Genomic DNA, 16,461 nt, shown 5'->3' with positions numbered 1-16,461 from the left:
AGCTCTCAACAGCAGACCGCTTCCATTGTGGCCAGCAGGCTTGCCATGTGGCGAGCGGGTTTGCCCTGTGGCGAGCAGGCTTGCCCTGCGTTGGGGTGCGAAGCGCCCCCAATCAAGCAAAACGCGGTGTACCTGATACGGCTCAGCGCCTGGTTTTGGGGCTGCTGCGCAGCCCAACGCAGGGCAAGCCTGCTCGCCACGGGGCAAGCCTGCTGGCCACAGGGCAGGCGCGCTATCGGCGGTGTATCACAAACGAATATCTTCCGGGCCGCGAATCAGCGCTTCAATGCGCGTGCCTGTGGCGCGCTCTTCGTTGCTGAAGCCGTCGTAATCGGCCAGGTTGCCGAAGCGAACGCCGGTCAGCTGTTCTATCTGAAGCACGCTGCGCTGGTAGGTCCGCAACTGGCCGAACACCAGGTCGAGCTGGCCCAGTTCGCGGCTCTGGTCGATCATGTACGCGCTGGCTGAGGGCTTGCCATCGTCGCTGAGGTAGGCGACGACTTTCCAGAAGGCCTTGGGAATCCGGATACCCCGGTAAAGGCGGTCGTCTTCGCCGAACACCGGGCCGGTAAACACCGTGGCGCGGGCTTTCCAGCGCTGGGTGTTGTCGAGGATATAGTCTTCGAGTTCCAGCCAGGTCTTCTGGTTGAAGCCGCTCATCTGCGGCGAGCAGTTGGTGAAATGGAAGGTGTCGACGTTGGCGGTGGCGGCCTCGGCGCCCCAGTTGGGGGCCTGGCGTCGCACCAGGTGGCCACGGTCCAGGCCATTGCCGGCGTAGAGCTCCTCACCGACCTGGGCGTCGACGGGCAAGCGGCCGTCGTAGGCCCAGGTGTCGTTGCTGCGCACGATGTCCACGTGTTGCGCGCCGTCGATATTGACGCCGACGTAGAAGGCCAGGCGCCTGGAGCGCGACATCGTGATGGAAAAATGCGTGTAGTCCAGGCGCTTTGGCTGCAGATCATCGGCCAGGGCCTGGTCAACCGTGGGCCAGGGCACTTCGAAGCCGCCAAGAAAGTCCTCGGCATAGCCGGTGCGGTTTTTCAGGTCCTTGGCGGCAGTGATGCGCGGGGTTGCCGCCCGCGCCTGCAGCAGGGAAGGGCTGGCCGTGACCAGCGGGCGCAGATCGCCAAGGCGGGGACGGTGTGACAGGTCGATTTTGCGGGTGCGGGGTGGCATGGACTGCTCCTTGCGGGCCTGGAATAAACACTACTGCAACACAGGTTCATGACAATTTAGGCCAGTTTCCGTCGGCGGGACTATCCTGAAACGGTTATTCGGAGTTCATCACACGTCAAAAGGGAGCCAGCTTATGTGTATTCGCCATCCCCGCAACCCGATCTTCTGCCTGATCCCGCCGTACATGCTCGATCAGATCGCGCGCCACGGCGATAAAGCCCAACGCGAAATCGCACTGCGCACGCGCGCCAAGGACAGCACGTTCCGCTCGCTGCGCATGCTTGCCGTGCCCGCCAAGGGCACCGCGCACATGGCCCTGGCCATGGCCGCAGAAAAACGCCGTTCCATCTACAGCGCCGATGGCACCGACACCCTGCCGGGCAAGCTGATCCGCAGTGAAGGGCAGCCCGCCAGCGGCGATGCGGCAGTGGACGAGGCCTACGACGGCCTGGGCGCGACCTTCGATTTTTTCGACGAGGTGTTCGACCGCAACTCCATCGACGATTCCGGCATGGCGCTGGACGCCACGGTTCACTTTGGCCAGGCCTATAACAATGCATTCTGGAACTCGACCCAGATGGTGTTCGGCGATGGCGATCAGCAGTTGTTCAACCGCTTCACCATTGCGCTCGACGTGATCGGCCATGAGTTGGCCCACGGCGTCACCGAGGACGAAGCCAAGCTGATGTACTTCAACCAGTCCGGTGCGTTGAACGAGTCGCTGTCGGACGTGTTCGGCTCGCTGATCAAGCAGTACGCGTTGAAGCAGAAGGCCGAGGACGCCGACTGGTTGATCGGCAAGGGGCTGTTCACCAAAAAGATCAAGGGCACGGCGCTGCGCTCGATGAAAGCGCCGGGCACCGCGTTTGATGACGCCCTGTTGGGCAAGGACCCGCAGCCCGGGCATATGGATGACTTTGTGCATACCTATGATGACAACGGCGGCGTGCACATCAATTCCGGTATTCCCAACCATGCGTTCTATCAGGTCGCGACGAAGATCGGCGGGTTTGCCTGGGAGCGTGCCGGTCGCATCTGGTACGACGCCTTGCGCGACGCACGGCTGCGGCCGAACTCGGGGTTTCTGCGTTTTGCGCGCATCACCTATGATGTGGCCGGTCGCCTCTACGGCGCCAACAAGGACGAGCAGAAGGCCGTCAAGGCAGGCTGGAAAGCGGTGGGTATCAACGTCTGACAAACCGCCTGGGCGGTGAGGAACAGCCATGCGAATTTCGATCAAGGAAAACGGCGGCCCGGCATTTTTTCCGGGCCTGGCCAAACCTCGCAGCGTCGAGCTGGATGCGCTGCCCGAGCCGGATCAGCAGGAGCTGCGCCAACTGATCCAGGCGTCGGACTTCTTCAAGTTGCCGCAAAGCAATGCGCCGGAGCCCGGCAAGCCGGGCCAGGTGCATTACACCCTGACCGTCACGGAGGGCGAACGCGAGCACACGGTGTGCGTGCTCGCGCCGGTCAAGTCCCAGGCGCTGGATGGGCTGGTGCAGTGTGTGAGGCGCCACAGCCGATCTTGAGGTGATGTGCGATTACTTGCGGTCCAGCCACACGGTCTGTGCGTTGCAGAACTCGCGCACGCCAAAGTGCGACAGCTCGCGGCCGAACCCGCTTTTCTTCACCCCGCCAAACGCCACGCGGGGGTCGGAGACGCTGAACGCGTTGACGAACACGCCGCCGGTTTCCAGCTCGTCGGTGATCGCCTGTGCCTTGGCCGCGTCGCGGGTGAAGATGCTGGCTGTGAGGCCGAACTCGCTGTCGTTGGCCAGCGCCACGGCATGCTCGGCGTCGCGCGCGGTGATGATCGAGGCCACCGGGCCGAACAGTTCCTGTTTGAATGAGGTCATCTGGTCGGTGACGTCGGCCAGGACGGTCGGCGCGTAGTAGTTGCCGGCGCCGTCGATTTTATGGCCGCCCAGCAGCAGGGTTGCACCTTGCGTGAGCGTGGCCTGGACCTGGCCGTGCAGCTCGTCGCGCAGGTCGAAGCGTGCCATGGGGCCGATGTAGGTGGTGGCGGATGTCGGGTCGCCCGTCACCAGGGCACGGCTGGCGTCGAGGAATCTTTCGGTGAAGGCCTGAACCACGCCCTCTTCGATGATCAGACGCTTGGCGGCGGCGCAAACCTGGCCGCTGTTCTGGAAGCGGCCGATGAGGGCGGCTTGCACGGCGGCGTCGAGGTCGGCGTCGTTGAGCACGATGAAAGGGTCGGAGCCGCCCAGTTCCAGCACGCATTTTTTCAGCGCAGCACCGGCCTGGGAGCCGATGGCCATGCCGGCGCGCACGCTCCCGGTGAGGGTGACAGCAGCGATGCGCGGGTCGGCAATGGCCTTGGACACGCCGTCCTGGGTCACGTTAATCACTTCGAACAAGCCTTCGGCGAAGCCGGCTGTGCGCAACGCCTGCTGGATCAGGTAGGCGCTGCCCATCACGTTCGGCGCGTGTTTGAGCACGTAGGTATTGCCGGCCAGCAGGCTCGGCACGGCGCCGCGCAGCACTTGCCACACCGGGAAGTTCCACGGCATCACCGCAAGGATAGGGCCCAGCGGGCGGTACTCAATGCGTGCGCTGCCGTTGTCGACCAGGGTCGGTTCCGCGGCGAGCATGGCCGGGCCGTGGGCGGCGTACCACTCGGTCATCAGCGCACATTTTTCGATTTCGGCGCGGGCCTGGGCGATGGGTTTGCCCATTTCCCGGGTGATCATCTGCGCCATGGTTTCGGCTTGCTCACGCAGGGCGCGGGCCAGGGCCAGCAGCAATTCGGCGCGCTGGCTCACAGGCTGGCGGCGCCAGGTGCGGAAGGCGGCGGTCGCACGGTCGAGCGCGGCATCCAGTTGCGCCTGGGTTTCGTACGGGTAGCTGCCGATGGTTTCGCCATTGGCGGGATTGATCGACAGGGCGTGAGTGTTGGAGGAAATCGCGTTCATGGCACCGTCCGGCTGAATAAGTGAATGACGCCAGCCTACGGGGCTGTATGTTTTCTTGAAAGTGAATAATATTAAGCAATACGTTCACGATTGGAGAATGGTGTGGATCTGGTGCAGCTGGAAATTTTCAAGGCCGTGGCCGAGCAGGGCAGTATCAGCGCGGCCGCGCAGTTGATTCATCGCGTGCCGTCGAACCTGACCACGCGCATCAAGCAACTGGAGCAGGACCTGGGCGTGGCGTTGTTTATCCGCGAGAAGAGCCGCCTGCGCCTGTCGCCGGCCGGCTGGAATTTCCTTGGCTACGCGCGGCGCATCCTCGATCTGGTGCAGGAGGCCCGAGCGACGGTGGCGGGGGAGGAGCCCCAGGGTGCGTTTGCGCTGGGCTCGCTGGAAAGCACGGCGGCGGTGCGTATCCCGGCGTTGCTTGCGGCCTATAACCAAAAGTACGCCAAGGTCGAGCTGGACCTGAGCACCGGGCCGTCGGGCACGATGATCGAAGGGGTGCTGTCCGGCCGGCTGGCGGCGGCGTTCGTCGATGGGCCGGTGCTGCACGCGACCCTTGAAGGCGTGGCGGTGTTCGAAGAGGAAATGGTGGTGATCGCGCCGCTGCACCATGCGCCGATCAGCCGGGGGCGGGACGTGAATGGCGAGAATATCTATACGTTTCGTTCGAACTGTTCCTACCGGCACCACTTTGAGCGCTGGTTCTCACACGATGGCGCGGTGCCGGGCAAGATCTTCGAGATGGAGTCGTACCACGGCATGCTGGCCTGCGTCAGCGCCGGTGCGGGCCTGGCGCTGATGCCGCGCAGCATGCTGGAAAGCATGCCGGGGTTTGCGGCGGTGAGCGTATGGCCACTGGCAGACGGGTTTCGCATGCTCAACACCTGGCTGATCTGGCGACGCGGCACCGTGTCCCAGAGCCTGAACAGCTTCGTGCGGTTACTGGAGGAACGCGCAATCTGAGCTATTTCAGGCAAGCCCATCCCTGTGGCGAGCAGGCTTGTCCTGCGTTGGGCTGCGCAGCAGCCCCAAAGCCAGGCGCTGAGCCGTATCAGGTACACCGCGTTTTGCTCGATTGGGGGCGCTTCGCACCCCAACGCGGGGCAAGCCCGCTCGCCACGACAAGCCCGCTCGCCACAGAGGGGCCAGTTCGCCTGGGCTGGTGATCAGCCGCCGAATTGAAAGGTGCCCATGGCCAGTTTGGCCATGATCGCCGTTGCGCCCAGTTGCACCAGCCACAGCGCCAGGCCACCGAGGAACACGCCGAGCGCCACTTGCAGCACCAGGCTCTTCTGGCGCTTGGCGTGCGGCGCGCGCGGGGTGAAGTCGTGCAGTTCGTCGCGGTCGGCGCGCAGGTCAAGGTCCAGGTCGTCGTTTCTCATAGGGCTCTCACAGCAAAAGGGCAGTCGGGGTTCAGTCTAGGGGCTGCACACGAAAAAGGGGAAACCATCGGTTTCCCCTTTTTCATCACGACCGCCGGCTTACAGCACCTGGACGATCGCTTTTGTGACGGCGCCAATGTTCGATTGGTTCAACGCCGCTACGCAGATGCGCCCGGTGTCCAGCGCGTAGATGCCAAACTCGCTGCGCAGGCGCGTGACTTGCGCCACGCTCAGGCCGGAGTAGGAGAACATCCCGCGCTGACGGCCGACGAAGCTGAAGTCGTGGCCCGGTGCAGCTTTGGCCAGTTCGGCGACCATCTGCTCGCGCATGCCACGGATGCGCAGGCGCATTTCAGCCAGTTCGGCTTCCCACTGGGCGCGCAGCTCAGGGTTGTTCAGCACGGCTGCGACGATGGCGGCGCCGTGGGTCGGCGGGTTGGAGTAGTTGGTGCGGATCACGCGCTTGACCTGGGACAGGATGCGCGCGCTTTCTTCCGCGGATTCGCTGACGATCGACAGCGCGCCCACCCGTTCGCCGTACAGGGAGAACGACTTGGAGAACGAGCTGGACACAAAGAAGGTCAGCCCCGACTCGGCGAACAGGCGCACCGCAGCCGCGTCTTCGTGGATGCCGTCGCCGAAACCCTGGTACGCCATGTCGAGGAACGGCACGAGGTTTTTAGCCTTGACCACGTCCAGCACGTCCTGCCAGTCGGCCGGGCTGAGGTCGACGCCGGTCGGGTTGTGGCAGCAGGCGTGCAGCACCACGATGGATTGTGGCGGCAGGGCGTTGAGGTCTTCGAGCAGGCCGGCGCGGTTGACGTCGTGGGTGGCTGCGTCGTAGTAGCGATAGTTGTGGACCGGGAAACCGGCGGTTTCGAACAGCGCGCGGTGGTTTTCCCAGCTCGGGTCGCTGATGGCGACGACGGCGTCTGGCAGCAACTGCTTGAGGAAGTCAGCGCCGATTTTCAGCGCGCCGGTACCGCCGACGGCCTGCACTGTGACCACACGGCCGGCGCTCAGCAGGGGCGACGCGTCACCGAACAACAGGGTTTGCACGGCCTTGTCATAGGCAGCGATCCCGTCAATCGGCAAGTAGCCACGGGCCGCGTGTTGCGCCACGCGTATTGCTTCCGCTTCGGCAACGGCACGCAAGAGTGGAATCTTCCCCTCCTCGTTGCAGTAAACGCCCACGCCAAGGTTGACCTTGGTGGTTCGTGTGTCGGCGTTGAATGCTTCGTTGAGGCCCAGGATTGGATCGCGTGGTGCCATTTCGACAGCGGAGAACAGGCTCATTTTGCGGCAGCTCTATGGGGGGAAGGGAGGGACGTGTCGCGCTCCGGCCGGAGGCACTAGAGCGGTGCACAAACGGGGAGCTAGTATAGAGGCCCGCACGGCCGAGGGCGACCGTTGAAACGGCTTTTCGGCCAAGTTTTTCGGTTGAGGCGCCGACCGTTAGTCTTATTGGCATTCAACAGGCCGGGGCTGTACAGGGGCCATACTGGCGCTATGTAGGACAAGTGCCTTGAAACCCGTCGCCTTCGCCACCACTTCTACAGCTATCATGATTTTTTCCTGCAGCTGGCGAAGCGTATTCGCCGGTTGCTGAGCTATTCGTCCTTGGCGGCCACAGGCCCGGGGTGACTGAAAGAGGTACGTTATGTCTGATTTCCAGCTCGTCACCCGCTTTGAACCGGCCGGCGACCAGCCTGAAGCCATTCGCCAGATGGTCGAAGGCATCGAGGCCGGCCTGGCGCACCAGACGCTGCTCGGGGTGACCGGTTCGGGCAAGACCTTCAGCATTGCCAACGTGATCGCGCAGATCAACCGCCCGACCCTGGTGCTGGCGCCGAACAAGACCCTGGCCGCGCAGCTGTACGGTGAGTTCAAGGCGTTCTTCCCGAACAACGCGGTGGAGTATTTCGTCTCCTACTACGACTACTACCAGCCCGAGGCTTATGTGCCGTCGTCCGACACCTTCATCGAGAAGGATGCGTCGATCAACGACCATATCGAGCAGATGCGCCTGTCGGCGACCAAGGCGTTGCTGGAGCGCAAGGACGCGATCATCGTCACCACCGTGTCGTGCATCTACGGCCTGGGCAGCCCGGAAACCTATCTGAAGATGGTGCTGCACGTCGACCGTGGCGACAAACTCGACCAGCGCGAATTGCTGCGTCGCCTGGCAAGCCTGCAGTACACCCGCAACGACATGGATTTTGCCCGCGCCACCTTCCGCGTGCGTGGCGATGTGATCGACATCTACCCGGCCGAATCGGACCTGGAAGCCATCCGCATCGAGCTGTTCGACGATGAAGTCGAAAGCCTGTCGGCCTTCGACCCGTTGACCGGCGAGGTGATCCGCAAGCTGCCGCGCTTCACCTTTTACCCCAAGAGCCACTATGTAACGCCCCGGGAAACCCTGATGGGCGCCATCGAAGGCATCAAGGTCGAGCTGGCCGAGCGCCTGGAATACCTGCGTGCCAACAACAAGCTGGTGGAAGCCCAGCGCCTGGAGCAGCGCACCCGCTTCGACCTGGAGATGATCCTGGAGCTGGGCTACTGCAACGGCATCGAAAACTACTCACGCTACCTGTCGGGCCGTGACTCCGGCGCGCCGCCGCCGACGCTGTACGACTACCTGCCGCCGGACGCTTTGCTGGTGATCGACGAGTCCCACGTCAGCGTGCCGCAGGTGGGCGCGATGTATAAGGGCGACCGCTCGCGCAAGGAAACCCTGGTGGAGTACGGTTTCCGCCTGCCATCGGCGCTGGACAACCGGCCGATGCGGTTTGACGAGTGGGAGGCGATCAGCCCGCAGACCATTTTTGTGTCGGCCACGCCGGGCAATTATGAGGCCGAGCATGCGGGCCGGGTGATCGAGCAGGTGGTGCGACCGACCGGCCTGGTCGACCCGCAGATCGAAATCCGCCCGGCGCTGACCCAGGTCGATGACCTGCTGTCGGAGATCAACAAGCGCGTGGCGCTGGAAGAGCGGGTGCTGGTGACCACGCTGACCAAGCGCATGTCCGAGGACCTCACCGACTACCTGGCCGACCACGGCGTGCGCGTGCGATACCTGCACTCGGACATCGACACGGTGGAGCGGGTGGAGATCATCCGCGACCTGCGCCTGGGTACCTTTGATGTGCTGGTGGGCATCAACCTGCTGCGCGAAGGCCTGGACATGCCGGAAGTGTCGCTGGTGGCGATTCTGGATGCGGACAAGGAGGGCTTCCTGCGCTCCGAACGTTCGCTGATCCAGACCATCGGCCGCGCGGCGCGTAACCTCAATGGCCGGGCGATCCTCTATGCGGACCGCATCACCGGTTCCATGGAGCGCGCGATTGGCGAGACCGAGCGGCGCCGTGAAAAGCAGATTGCCTTCAACCTCGAGCACGGCATTACCCCCAAAGGCGTGTTCAAGGACGTCGCCGACATCATGGAAGGCGCCACCGTGCCGGGCTCGCGCAGCAAGAAGCGCAAGGGCATGGCCAAGGCCGCCGAGGAAAGCGCCAAGTACGAGAACGAATTGCGCTCGCCGAGTGAGATCACCAAGCGGATTCGCCAGTTGGAAGAGAAGATGTACCAGTTGGCGCGCGATCTTGAGTTCGAAGCGGCGGCGCAGACGCGCGATGAGATTGGCAAGTTGCGCGAGCGGTTGCTGGCTGTTTGATTTGTAGTGGTTGTGCCGGCCTCATCGGGGGCTTGCCCTAATGCCGTTCAGTTAAGCGCAGATTCCCTGTGGCGAGCAGGCTTGTCCGGCGTTGGGCTGCGCAGCAGCCCCAAAGCCAGGCGCTGAGCCGTATCAGGTACACCGCGTTTTGCTCGATGGGGGGCGCTTCGCACCCCAACGCGGGGCAAGCCCGCTCGCCACAATTAGCCCACACATTTTCCTTAACTGAACGGCATTAGGGCAAGCCCCCCTCCCACCTTGATGTGTGAACACGGTCAAATGTGGGAGGGGGCTTGCCCCCGATAGCCGCGCCTCGGTTTTCCAGATATCACCCAGGCTGTTACCATTCGCCCCTTGTTTCAATTTTCAGTTATATCGCCCATTCGAGACCTGCCATGACCACCGTCCGCACGCGCATCGCGCCATCGCCTACCGGCGATCCCCACGTCGGCACTGCTTACATCGCCTTGTTCAATTACTGCTTTGCCAAGCAGCACGGCGGTGAATTCATCCTGCGGATCGAAGACACCGACCAACTGCGCTCCACCCGCGAGTCGGAACAGCAGATTTTCGATGCCCTGCGCTGGCTCGGTATCACCTGGGCCGAAGGTCCGGACGTTGGGGGCCCGCACGGCCCGTATCGCCAGAGCGAGCGTAGCGATATTTACCAGCAATACACTCAGCAGCTGGTCGACATGGGCCATGCGTTCCCATGCTTCTGCACCGCTGAAGAGTTGGACCAGATGCGCGCCGAGCAACAGGCCCGTGGCGAAACCCCGCGCTACGACGGCCGCGCGCTGTTGCTTTCGAAAGAAGAAGTGGCCCGCCGCCTGGCCGCCGGTGAGCCGCACGTGATCCGCATGAAGGTGCCGAGCGAAGGCGTGTGCGTGGTGCCGGACATGCTGCGCGGTGACGTCGAGATCCCGTGGGACCGCATGGACATGCAGGTGCTGATGAAGACCGACGGTCTGCCGACGTACTTCCTGGCCAACGTGGTCGATGACCACCTGATGGGCATCACCCACGTGCTGCGCGGCGAAGAATGGCTGCCGTCGGCGCCGAAACTGATCCTGCTTTATGAATACTTCGGCTGGGAGCAGCCGCAGTTGTGCTACATGCCGCTGCTGCGTAACCCGGACAAGAGCAAGCTGTCCAAGCGCAAGAACCCGACCTCGGTGACGTTCTACGAGCGCATGGGCTTCATGCCTGAAGCGATGCTCAACTACCTGGGCCGCATGGGCTGGTCGATGCCGGACGAGCGCGAGAAGTTCTCGCTGCAGGAAATGGTCGACAACTTCGACTTGTCCCGCGTATCGCTGGGCGGGCCGATCTTCGATATCGAAAAACTGTCCTGGCTCAACGGCCAGTGGCTGCGTGACTTGCCGGTGGAAGCATTCGCCAGCCGCGTGCAGCAGTGGGCGTTGAACCCTGAGTACATGATGAAGATCGCGCCGCTGGTGCAGGGCAGGGTGGAGACCTTCAGCCAGGTCGCTCCGTTGGCCAGCTTCTTCTTTGCCGGTGGCGTGAACCCGGACGCGAAGCTGTTCGAGTCCAAGAAGCTGTCGGGCGACCAGGTGCGCCAGTTGATGCAGCTGATTCTGTGGAAGCTCGAAAGCCTGCGCCAGTGGGAGAAGGACGCGATCACTGCGACGATTCAGGCGGTGGTCGAGTCCCTGGAATTGAAGCTGCGCGATGCCATGCCGCTGATGTTCGCTGCGATCACCGGGCAGGCCAGCTCGGTGTCGGTGCTCGATGCGATGGAAATTCTCGGACCGGATCTCACCCGCTTCCGCCTGCGCCAAGCGCTTGATTTGCTGGGTGGTGTTTCCAAGAAAGAAAACAAGGAATGGGAAAAGCTGCTGGGCGCTATCGGCTAAGTCCTCTGTGGCAGTGACGAAACCCCGGCTTTCCGGGGTTTCGTTGGTAAGTGATTGTTATCCCGGCAAAAAACTTTGGAAATTGTTGAAAATAAATTTGACACACTTCCAAACCGCCATTAAGATTCGCCCCGTCCTCACCGATGAGGGGCTATAGCTCAGCTGGGAGAGCGCTTGCATGGCATGCAAGAGGTCAACGGTTCGATCCCGTTTAGCTCCACCAATTTACAGGTTCAAGGTCTGGCCACACCGGCCTTGAGTTGATCAGCTCTCAGCGCTGATCAGTTGTACAGAAGGTTTTGTCCCCTTCGTCTAGTGGCCTAGGACACCGCCCTTTCACGGCGGTAACAGGGGTTCGAGTCCCCTAGGGGACGCCAGTTTCAACAAGCAGTTCGCAAGATCTGCTGCGCCGCCAGGCGATAAATCGGGGCTATAGCTCAGCTGGGAGAGCGCTTGCATGGCATGCAAGAGGTCAACGGTTCGATCCCGTTTAGCTCCACCAATCTACAGGTTCAAGGTCTGGCCACACCGGCCTTGAATCGATCAGCACTCAGCGCTGGTCTGTTGTACAGAAGGTTTGTGTCCCCTTCGTCTAGTGGCCTAGGACACCGCCCTTTCACGGCGGTAACAGGGGTTCGAGTCCCCTAGGGGACGCCACGATTACCCGCTTTGCGGGATTTTTAAGGGTCATTCAATTATTGAATGGCCCTTTTGTTTGTCTGGCGTTTGGCCAATCCGCTGCTGATCCCTTCTCCCATTCCAACCTGCCGTCGCATCGCTCGCCTGCCAAGTATTATCATGATAATAATATCCGGCCCATGAACGACGGAGCCCTTTGATGAGCGATAAAAAAGCGCAAACCCGCGAACGCATTCTGCAGGCCGCCAGCGCCGCGCTGATCCAGCGCGGCCCGGCCGAGCCGAGTGTGGGCGAAGTCATGGCGGCGGCGGGGCTGACCGTCGGTGGTTTCTACGCGCACTTCGAAAGCAAGGACGCGTTGATGCTGGAGGCCTTTACCGCGTTGCTGGCCAGGCGTCGCGCGGCGATTCAGGACATCGATGCCCAACTCAGTGGCGAAGAGCGTCGCGGCCTGGCGGCGGCCTTCTACCTGTCGCGCAAGCATCGCGACTCCACCACGCAAGCCTGCCCGCTACCGGCCACCGTGGGCGAGATGGGCCGCCTGCCGGATGAATTCCGTCAGGCGCTCAATGAGCACACGGAGCTGATGGCCGCTCAACTGGCCGCCAGCCCCGAAGACACCGACAAGGCCCTGGCGGGCATGGCCTTGATGATCGGTGGCTTGTCACTTGCGCGCGCCCTTGGACCTGGCGAATTGTCGGATCGCGTGTTGCGCGCAGCGAAGTCGGCGGTGCGTTGATACACTGCCGCGCCGACATCAAACGACAGGAGCAAGGCATGGGCTGGGATCTGGCAACGCCGTTCATCATCGATCTGCAGGTCGCTCCCGAGGACATCGACGGCCTGGGGCACGCCAATAACGCGGTGTACGTATCCTGGCTGGAACGCTGCGCCTGGCGGCACTCACAGCGTCTGGGGCTGGACCTCACAGAGTATCGCCGCCTGGACCGTGCCATGGCCGTGGTGCGCCATGAGATCGACTACCTGGCGGCCGGCTACGAAGGCGATGAGCTGCAACTGGCCACCTGGATCGTCGACTGGGACCAGCGCCTGAAGATGACTCGCCGCTTTCAACTGATGCGCCCGCGTGACGGTGTCACCCTGTTGCGCGCGCAAACCACCTTCGTGTGTATCGAGCTGTCCAGCGGCAAGCCCAAGCGCATGCCCAGTGAGTTTCTCGACGGTTACGGCCCTGCGCTGACCGGGGGTTAACGTTTCCCGCAGGAAACCCAGTAAACTGCGCCACGATTTTTGTTGAGTGTTTTCCATGCAAATTGCCCTGGCGCCCATGGAGGGGTTGGTCGACAACATCCTGCGTGACGTGCTGACCCGCGTCGGCGGGATCGACTGGTGCGTGACCGAGTTCATCCGCGTCAACGACCGCCTGCTCACCCCGGCCTATTTCCACAAGCTCGCCCCTGAACTGCTGCAAGGTGCCCGGACCGCTGCGGGTGTGCCGCTGCGTGTGCAGTTGCTCGGTTCGGACCCGGTGTGCCTCGCGGAAAACGCCGTCTTGGCCTGTGAGCTGGGCTCGCAGGTGATCGACTTGAACTTCGGCTGCCCGGCCAAGACGGTCAACAAGTCACGCGGTGGTGCGGTGCTGCTCAAGGAGCCGGAGCTGCTCAACCGGATTGTCGAGCACGTGCGCCGCGCCGTCCCGGCGCATATCCCGGTGACCGCCAAGATGCGCCTGGGCTTCGACAGCCCGGATGGCGCGCTGGTGTGTGCCACCGCGCTGGCCGAGGGCGGCGCGGCGCATATCGTGGTGCATGCGCGCACCAAGACCGACGGCTACAAGCCGCCGGCCCATTGGGAGTGGATCCCGCGAGTGCAGGACGTGGTCAAGGTGCCGGTGTTTGCCAATGGCGATATCTGGAGCGTTGAAGACTGGAAGCGTTGCCGCGAAATCAGTGGCGCCGAACACATCATGCTGGGCCGTGGTCTGGTCGCACGGCCCGACCTGGCGCGGCAGATTGCGGCCGCACGTGCCGGTGAGGACGTGGTGGAGATGACATGGGCGCAGATGCAGCCGATGCTCCATGACTTCTGGAGGCAGTCGGTGGCGCAGTTGACGGAAAAGCAGGCACCCGGTCGCTTGAAGCAGTGGCTGGCGATGCTGACGCGCAACTATCCGCAGGCGGTGGAGTTGTTCCACGCCTTGCGCCGCGAGACCGCATTGGACAAGGTCGCGGAGTTGATCGGTGTGCAACCTGCACTGAACGATTAAGTTCATATTCATAACGTTTTTAAACACTAAATCAGGGGTGCCATGGGCGCTCCTTTTTTTTGATCGTCTAAACGTAGTGTTCGGCAGTTGATTGATGTTGGCGCGGCGGCGGGAATCGCGCGCGCGTATTAACATGGGCGTCAGCCGAGGGAAGGGCTTAATGATTTCATGAGTTTAAAGTGTGGTCTGCTTATTACTTTATATATCTGTGCAAGCGCCGTTTGCACCGGCCAACACTCTGATTTTCCTGGGACAAAACGGGGTAAAGTCTGATTTTTGATTTTGTTTTCCTTATGTGATCGCGGATTTCTGGAACTCAATATCGCCGCGCCCCACGAAAGTAGGGACTGCGAAGTGATGATGTTTACTTGCAGCCCAATCTATCGTTGCCGGTGTTAAATGATGACTGCGCCGGCGGCGTCACCCCAGGAATGAGATGAATCAGATGTCTACTATATCGATGAATAATGTTGCGGGTTTCAAGTCGGATGTTAATGCGAAAGGCGACACGGCTGCGCAGATAACGCAAGCGATGGAAAAGCCGGTCAATAACCTCGGGTTTGTTCCAAAAAGCAACATGGCGCCGCGTCTCGACACTGTCGAGGGCGGCGCCAAGCAAGTGACCGTGAGTGCCGATGCCCTGGAAAAAATGTTGGAAATGTTCGAACTGGTCCTGAAAGCAATGCGCAACTTTCTATCGGGCTGGGGCGGCAGTTCCAAGTTGCCGGTTGATGTGCAGAGTCCGCCGGTAACGTTGGTGAAATCCGATGTCCAGATGAAAGCGGGTGCTGAAGGTAATGTGCAAGTGAGCTTGAAAGATGCTGACACCCAATCCAAGCCTGCAAGGGCCGAGACTGGCGCTCAGGTGAAGCTTGGCGCTGATGGCGGTTTACAGATCGACCTGAAAGATGCTGACACCCAAGTGCTGCCCAAGAACCAAGAGCAAGCGGTAAAAGTCAAGCTTGGCGCCGAGCAAGGCGTGCAGCTAAGCGCACGTACTGACAGCCCTGCACCGGTAGCGCAAGGCATTGAAAAAGACGCGTCGCTGGATGTTTCGGCCGATGGTGATGCGCAGGTGACGGTCATGCCCGATGGCAGCACCCAGGTGAACTTGACGCCCGAGAGCGGCAAACAGTACAGGATCAGCCTGGCTGCCGGCGTTCAGGTCAAGGTGACTTCCCATGACGGGTCGAGTACAGCCTCGTCGATCAAGCCACGATTGATAATCGACGAGGCAAAGGTCGGTGAGCCCGACGGCGCTGCCTTGATCACCGAAACCAGGACCGCGAACCCGTTACGCGCTGAGGCGAAAACCCTTGCAGCGACGCCGAGTGCGTTCAAAACGGAGGCCGAGATGAAGGCGGACGCAGAAGGAAAGGTCGATACCGCGCTGGACGCAGGGGCGCAAACGACGACCGCAGCAGAGACGGTGCATGAGCATGAGCACACAACGGCCGCGCACAAGGACGCTAAGCGGGAGACCACCGTAGGGGCTGACAGCGAGATCAAGGTCCGCCCAGGTATCAGGTCGCCTGCTCCAGCCGCTGGACATCCGATCTTTGGACGTTTTGGCTGAGACCGTCGGCGGGCTATGTCGATACAGCCTCGCAGACATCTTCACTAGCTAATGGCTGACCAAGACTCCCCGACTGCCCATGCAGTCGGGGAGACGCGTTCAAGGGGGGGGGTCATGTTTTCAATCTTCAATACATGTGCAGCAGGTTTCAGGGATGAGTATTACCGGGCGGTTACGGGCGTGTGCAGCGCTGTCCGCCACACGCCTTCGCGCGTCCAGCAGCGTTACGTTTATCCCGAGCCTTCATGGGCGTTCGTACAACGCCACCGCGAGTGTTGCCGGCTTGCCGGTAACGGCCTGCACCTGGCGAGCCTCTTCAGGACGGTGGTGAACCAATGGCGGGGTGTCAGCGCAAGCGTGGAAAGCCCCCTGCACGTGTCCACAAAAGCCGTTGGCGAACAGCCCGCTGATATATGGCGCGGTTTTCGCCAGAGCAATCAGGGCAACTGCGTCACGGTGGCAGCGATCAAGGTGGCCATGGCCCGGTTCGGCCAGAGCCCCGTAAGTATTTTCGAAAGGGTTCAGAGAACGCCGCGCGGCTATGACGTGACACTGCGGGACGGCCATACGCTCAGCGTGTCCAAGCGGGAGTTGTCACAAGCCGCTCGCGAAGCACGCTTCAAAGGCGCGGATGCCGGAATGCTCAAGGATGCCAACTTTCTGTTTGCCGTCAGCGCCAAGCGCGCGCAGGAGCAAAACAACGACGGCACGGCGGGCGCCAGCTTCAGCGCGGCCATCAACAGCCTCAACGACGGTGAAGACGAGCAGGAAACCGGCGAGGCGCTCAAGCGCCTGGGTTTGAGCCGTTATGTGAGAAAAACCTCAGTCGCGGCCTTGGCCTGCGGCCAGTTGGGCATGATCAACACCGACGTCCATTCGGTTGCGGTGATTGGCGGACATGAAGAACTGTGGGGCCGCAGGGGCGGCGGGCCGAGGGAGGGCGAAGCGGTCGCCCTGGTGTGAGCGCCGCGC

At 62.0% G+C, this 16,461-nt stretch carries 14 protein-coding genes and 4 tRNA genes; 14 read left to right on the top strand and 4 right to left on the bottom strand.

The window, feature by feature from the left end:
- Positions 1 to 246: 246 nt before the first annotated feature.
- On the bottom strand, positions 247 to 1,176 hold the full coding sequence (locus JOE32_RS08775) for a DNA/RNA non-specific endonuclease (protein WP_209983213.1): 930 nt from the start codon (positions 1,174 to 1,176) through the stop codon (positions 247 to 249).
- Positions 1,177 to 1,309: 133 nt separating this feature from the next.
- On the opposite strand from JOE32_RS08775, the gene JOE32_RS08770 reads away from it, so the two are divergent.
- Both JOE32_RS08770 and JOE32_RS08765 read left to right on the top strand, forming a co-directional pair.
- The gene (locus JOE32_RS08770) at positions 1,310 to 2,371 is read left to right on the top strand and encodes a M4 family metallopeptidase (protein WP_209983210.1); all 1,062 of its coding nucleotides are present in this window, start codon (positions 1,310 to 1,312) and stop codon (positions 2,369 to 2,371) included.
- A 28-nt stretch (positions 2,372 to 2,399) separates the two neighbouring features.
- Positions 2,400 to 2,705: a protealysin inhibitor emfourin gene (locus tag JOE32_RS08765; protein ID WP_209983207.1), complete on the top strand. Its 306-nt coding sequence runs from the start codon at positions 2,400 to 2,402 to the stop codon at positions 2,703 to 2,705.
- 12 nt (positions 2,706 to 2,717) lie between these two features.
- Here JOE32_RS08765 and JOE32_RS08760 read toward each other — a convergent pair whose 3' ends face one another.
- Positions 2,718 to 4,109, bottom strand: a complete 1,392-nt coding sequence (locus JOE32_RS08760; RefSeq protein ID WP_209983205.1) for an aldehyde dehydrogenase family protein — start codon at positions 4,107 to 4,109, stop codon at positions 2,718 to 2,720.
- A 102-nt stretch (positions 4,110 to 4,211) separates the two neighbouring features.
- Between JOE32_RS08760 and JOE32_RS08755 the strand changes: the two genes are divergently transcribed.
- Positions 4,212 to 5,075, top strand: coding sequence for a LysR family transcriptional regulator (locus tag JOE32_RS08755; protein ID WP_209983203.1), 864 nt, complete (start codon positions 4,212 to 4,214; stop codon positions 5,073 to 5,075).
- 203 nt (positions 5,076 to 5,278) lie between these two features.
- On the opposite strand, the gene JOE32_RS08750 is transcribed toward JOE32_RS08755, so the two are convergent.
- Together JOE32_RS08750 and JOE32_RS08745 are read right to left on the bottom strand one after the other, a co-directional pair.
- Positions 5,279 to 5,494, bottom strand: coding sequence for a hypothetical protein (locus JOE32_RS08750; protein ID WP_015372505.1), 216 nt, complete (start codon positions 5,492 to 5,494; stop codon positions 5,279 to 5,281).
- A 99-nt stretch (positions 5,495 to 5,593) separates the two neighbouring features.
- On the bottom strand, positions 5,594 to 6,790 hold the full coding sequence (locus tag JOE32_RS08745; protein WP_209983201.1) for an amino acid aminotransferase: 1,197 nt from the start codon (positions 6,788 to 6,790) through the stop codon (positions 5,594 to 5,596).
- A 364-nt stretch (positions 6,791 to 7,154) separates the two neighbouring features.
- Here JOE32_RS08745 and uvrB point away from each other — a divergent pair, with 364 nt between their 5' ends.
- From uvrB to JOE32_RS08690, 11 genes are all read left to right on the top strand, one after another.
- Complete coding sequence (gene uvrB, locus JOE32_RS08740) at positions 7,155 to 9,170, top strand: excinuclease ABC subunit UvrB (protein WP_003234351.1); 2,016 nt, start codon at positions 7,155 to 7,157, stop codon at positions 9,168 to 9,170.
- A gap of 395 nt (positions 9,171 to 9,565) precedes the next feature.
- The gene (gene gltX, locus JOE32_RS08735; RefSeq protein WP_209983199.1) at positions 9,566 to 11,047 is read left to right on the top strand and encodes a glutamate--tRNA ligase; all 1,482 of its coding nucleotides are present in this window, start codon (positions 9,566 to 9,568) and stop codon (positions 11,045 to 11,047) included.
- A 147-nt stretch (positions 11,048 to 11,194) separates the two neighbouring features.
- Positions 11,195 to 11,270 (top strand) — tRNA-Ala (locus JOE32_RS08730).
- Between the two features lie 78 nt (positions 11,271 to 11,348).
- Positions 11,349 to 11,424, top strand: a tRNA-Glu gene (locus tag JOE32_RS08725).
- Between the two features lie 49 nt (positions 11,425 to 11,473).
- Positions 11,474 to 11,549 (top strand) — tRNA-Ala (locus JOE32_RS08720).
- A gap of 79 nt (positions 11,550 to 11,628) precedes the next feature.
- Positions 11,629 to 11,704: transfer RNA gene (locus tag JOE32_RS08715), tRNA-Glu, on the top strand.
- A 181-nt stretch (positions 11,705 to 11,885) separates the two neighbouring features.
- Positions 11,886 to 12,425 (top strand): TetR/AcrR family transcriptional regulator, encoded by a 540-nt coding sequence (locus tag JOE32_RS08710; RefSeq protein ID WP_209983197.1) that lies wholly within the window; start codon positions 11,886 to 11,888, stop codon positions 12,423 to 12,425.
- Between the two features lie 38 nt (positions 12,426 to 12,463).
- Positions 12,464 to 12,898: a thioesterase family protein gene (locus tag JOE32_RS08705; RefSeq protein ID WP_209983194.1), complete on the top strand. Its 435-nt coding sequence runs from the start codon at positions 12,464 to 12,466 to the stop codon at positions 12,896 to 12,898.
- Between the two features lie 55 nt (positions 12,899 to 12,953).
- Positions 12,954 to 13,913 (top strand): tRNA-dihydrouridine synthase family protein, encoded by a 960-nt coding sequence (locus tag JOE32_RS08700; protein ID WP_209983192.1) that lies wholly within the window; start codon positions 12,954 to 12,956, stop codon positions 13,911 to 13,913.
- Between the two features lie 436 nt (positions 13,914 to 14,349).
- Positions 14,350 to 15,489 carry a hypothetical protein gene (locus JOE32_RS08695; protein ID WP_209983190.1) on the top strand — a complete coding sequence of 380 codons (1,140 nt, stop codon included), beginning with the start codon at positions 14,350 to 14,352 and terminating at the stop codon, positions 15,487 to 15,489.
- 375 nt (positions 15,490 to 15,864) lie between these two features.
- Positions 15,865 to 16,452 (top strand): hypothetical protein, encoded by a 588-nt coding sequence (locus tag JOE32_RS08690; RefSeq protein WP_209983189.1) that lies wholly within the window; start codon positions 15,865 to 15,867, stop codon positions 16,450 to 16,452.
- Positions 16,453 to 16,461: the final 9 nt, after the last annotated feature.

This window comes from Pseudomonas sp. PvP025 (assembly GCF_017832155.1).
Lineage (GTDB): Bacteria > Pseudomonadota > Gammaproteobacteria > Pseudomonadales > Pseudomonadaceae > Aquipseudomonas.
This window is presented reverse-complemented; position numbering and strand designations above follow the sequence as displayed.

What these genes read in the sequence shown, in the direction of transcription:
- JOE32_RS08765 (WP_209983207.1), top strand. Translation starts at nt 2,400, where the DNA reads ATGCGAATTTCGATCAAGGAAAACGGCGGCCCGGCATTTTTTCCGGGC.
- JOE32_RS08750 (WP_015372505.1), bottom strand. Translation starts at nt 5,494, where the DNA reads ATGAGAAACGACGACCTGGACCTTGACCTGCGCGCCGACCGCGACGAA.
- gltX (WP_209983199.1), top strand. Translation starts at nt 9,566, where the DNA reads ATGACCACCGTCCGCACGCGCATCGCGCCATCGCCTACCGGCGATCCC.
- uvrB (WP_003234351.1), top strand. Translation starts at nt 7,155, where the DNA reads ATGTCTGATTTCCAGCTCGTCACCCGCTTTGAACCGGCCGGCGACCAG.
- JOE32_RS08760 (WP_209983205.1), bottom strand. Translation starts at nt 4,109, where the DNA reads ATGAACGCGATTTCCTCCAACACTCACGCCCTGTCGATCAATCCCGCC.
- JOE32_RS08710 (WP_209983197.1), top strand. Translation starts at nt 11,886, where the DNA reads ATGAGCGATAAAAAAGCGCAAACCCGCGAACGCATTCTGCAGGCCGCC.
- JOE32_RS08770 (WP_209983210.1), top strand. Translation starts at nt 1,310, where the DNA reads ATGTGTATTCGCCATCCCCGCAACCCGATCTTCTGCCTGATCCCGCCG.
- JOE32_RS08705 (WP_209983194.1), top strand. Translation starts at nt 12,464, where the DNA reads ATGGGCTGGGATCTGGCAACGCCGTTCATCATCGATCTGCAGGTCGCT.
- JOE32_RS08775 (WP_209983213.1), bottom strand. Translation starts at nt 1,176, where the DNA reads ATGCCACCCCGCACCCGCAAAATCGACCTGTCACACCGTCCCCGCCTT.
- JOE32_RS08695 (WP_209983190.1), top strand. Translation starts at nt 14,350, where the DNA reads ATGAATCAGATGTCTACTATATCGATGAATAATGTTGCGGGTTTCAAG.
- JOE32_RS08745 (WP_209983201.1), bottom strand. Translation starts at nt 6,790, where the DNA reads ATGAGCCTGTTCTCCGCTGTCGAAATGGCACCACGCGATCCAATCCTG.
- JOE32_RS08700 (WP_209983192.1), top strand. Translation starts at nt 12,954, where the DNA reads ATGCAAATTGCCCTGGCGCCCATGGAGGGGTTGGTCGACAACATCCTG.